Origin of the sequence: uncultured Salinicola sp. (assembly GCF_937921195.1) — a bacterium.
Taxonomy (GTDB): domain Bacteria; phylum Pseudomonadota; class Gammaproteobacteria; order Pseudomonadales; family Halomonadaceae; genus Salinicola.
This window is the reverse complement of record NZ_CALFQK010000204.1, coordinates 1-2,516: the sequence shown is the minus strand read 5'-3', so window position 1 is coordinate 2,516 and position 2,516 is coordinate 1. Positions and strand designations below refer to the sequence as shown.

Sequence of the window (2,516 nt, the reverse complement as noted above, 5' to 3'; positions counted from 1 at the left end):
GCAGCCCGCAGCCCGCAGCCCGCAGCCCGCAGCCCGCAGCCCGCAGCCCGCAGCCGATTGCAGGAGACATCGGCAGAAGCGGCCAAAACTGTGACGGCGGCCACGGTTTTTCATGCGCCCAAAGTCGAATCGTCAACACCGCACGGGAACTACCATACTAGTCAGACAAGATAGCCAGCCGTGAACACCGGAGCCCCCTTGACCACGACGACCCTGCACACACTCTGGAACGCCTCGGAAGCCGGACACGTGCGTCAGCGGCTTTACGACGTGCTGCGCCACGCCATCATCCGGCTGGTGCTGGCACCGGGCCAGGCACTCTCCGAAAAGGAGATCGCCGACACTTTCGAGGTCAGCCGCCAGCCGGTTCGCGAAGCGTTCATCCGGCTCTCGGAAGCGGGGCTGGTCGAGGTTCGCCCCCAGCGCGGCACCTTCGTGGTCAAGATTTCGCCACAAGCAGTCTATAGCGCGCGTTTCGTGCGTGAGGCGATCGAGGTGGCCGTGGCCAAGTCGGCCGCCGAGCAGGGACTCTCCCGGCGCGGGATGGAGGACCTCCTGGAACTGGTCGAACGTCAGCGTCGAACCATCGACAGCGGCGATTACGACCGTTTCTACGTGCTCGACGAAGCCTTCCACCAGACCCTCTCCCGGGAAGCGGGGCATGAATCGGCCTGGCGTTTCACCGAGGAGGTCAAGGCGCATTTCGACCGCGTCCGGTACATCAGCGTGCCCGACGGCACGCCGCTGGAGACCCTGGTCGACCAGCACGCCAGCATCGTCGCGGCGATCGACGCTCGCGATCCGGAAGCCGCCGAGCGAGCCGTGCAGGCGCACCTGAGAGAGCTGCTGACATCGCTGCCCCGCCTGATCGACCGCTTCCCCGACCTGTTCGCCACCCACTGAAGCTGCCGCTTTCCCCAGCCGGAGACCCCATGAAAATCATCGACGCCCGCGTCATCGTCACCAGCCCGGGACGCAATTTCGTCACCCTCAAGCTGATTACCGAATCGGGCACCTACGGCATCGGCGACGCCACGCTCAACGGTCGCGAAATGGCGGTCGCGGCCTATCTGGAAGAGCATGTGGTGCCGGCGCTGATCGGCCGCGATGCCAGCCGCATCGAGGACACCTGGCAGTACCTCTATCGCGGCGCCTACTGGCGCCGCGGCCCGGTCACCATGAGCGCCATCGGCGCCGTCGACATGGCGCTGTGGGACATCAAGGCCAAGGCGGCCAACATGCCGCTCTATCAACTGCTGGGCGGCAAGAGCCGCGAGCGGGTGATGACCTACGCCCACTGCACCGGCAGGGACATCGACAGCTGCCTGGAGGAAGTCGCCCGTCACGTCGAGCAGGGCTACAAGGCGGTGCGGGTTCAGGCCGGCGTCCCCGGAATCGAGACGATCTACGGCGTCGCCAAGCGGGAAGGCGAGCGCTACGAGCCGGCCGATGCCGAGCTCCCCGCCGAGCACGTATGGAGCACCGAGAAATATCTCAACCACGTGCCGCAGCTGTTCGCCGCGGTGCGCGAGCGCTTCGGCCACGAGCTGCACCTGCTGCATGACGTCCACCACCGGCTGACACCGATCGAAGCCGCGCGGCTGGGCAAGGCGGTGGAGCCTTACCACCTGTTCTGGCTCGAGGACTGCGTGCCGGCGGAGAACCAGGAGAGCCTGCGCCTGATCCGCGAACACACCACCACGCCGTTGGCCATCGGCGAGGTGTTCAACTCGATCCACGACTGCCGCGAGATGATCCAGAACCAGTGGATCGACTACATCCGCACCCCGCTGACTCACGGCGGCGGCATTACCCATCTGCGCCGGATCGCCGACCTGGCCTCGCTCTACCATGTGCGCACCGGCTTCCACGGCCCCACCGACCTGTCACCGGTGTGCCTCGGCGCCGCGATCCACTTCGATACCTGGGTGCCCAACTTCGGTATCCAGGAGCACATGCCCCACGACGAGCTGACGGATAGCGTCTTCCCCCACGACTATCGCTTCGAGGATGGCCACTTCCTGGTCGGCGAGACCCCGGGGCATGGCGTCGATATCGACGAGGAAGCCGCCGCCCGCCACCCGTTCAAGCGTGCCAGCCTGCCGGTCAACCGGCTCGAGGACGGCACCCTGTGGCACTGGTGAACACGGCACTGGTGAGCACGGCACTGGTGAACACGGCACCGGCGAGCCCGTGCCAGGCCGATTGCGACACACCCAGGAGAGTCATCGATGCAAGCCTTTGAAGTCAGCGCCCCACATGCATTTGCCGTCGGCGATCAGCCAGCACCGCGTGCGGCAGCGGGTGAAGTGGTCGTCGACGTCGCGTTCGCCGGCATCTGCGGCTCGGACATGCATATCATCCATGGCGACAACGCCTTCGTGCAGTTTCCCCGCATCACCGGCCACGAGTTCGCCGGGGTGATCCGCGCCGTGGGCGATGGCGTCGATCCCGCCCGTGTCGGCGAGCGGGTCTGCATCGACCCGGTGGTCAACTGCGGCCGATGCTACCCCTGC

3 protein-coding genes are annotated in these 2,516 nt (G+C 66.4%); all 3 read left to right on the top strand.

The window, feature by feature from the left end; genetic code table 11:
• Positions 1 to 198: 198 nt before the first annotated feature.
• On the top strand, positions 199 to 903 hold the full coding sequence (locus Q0602_RS23790) for a GntR family transcriptional regulator (protein ID WP_298848587.1): 705 nt from the start codon (positions 199 to 201) through the stop codon (positions 901 to 903).
• A gap of 29 nt (positions 904 to 932) precedes the next feature.
• The gene (gene manD, locus Q0602_RS23785; RefSeq protein ID WP_295035896.1) at positions 933 to 2,144 is read left to right on the top strand and encodes a D-mannonate dehydratase ManD; all 1,212 of its coding nucleotides are present in this window, start codon (positions 933 to 935) and stop codon (positions 2,142 to 2,144) included.
• Positions 2,145 to 2,231: 87 nt separating this feature from the next.
• The coding region (locus tag Q0602_RS23780) for an alcohol dehydrogenase catalytic domain-containing protein (RefSeq protein ID WP_298848585.1) at positions 2,232 to 2,516 on the top strand (285 nt) is incomplete at its 3' end.

Excerpts from the sequence above, each read along its gene's own strand:
- manD (WP_295035896.1), top strand. The coding sequence starts at position 933 with ATGAAAATCATCGACGCCCGCGTCATCGTCACCAGCCCGGGACGCAAT.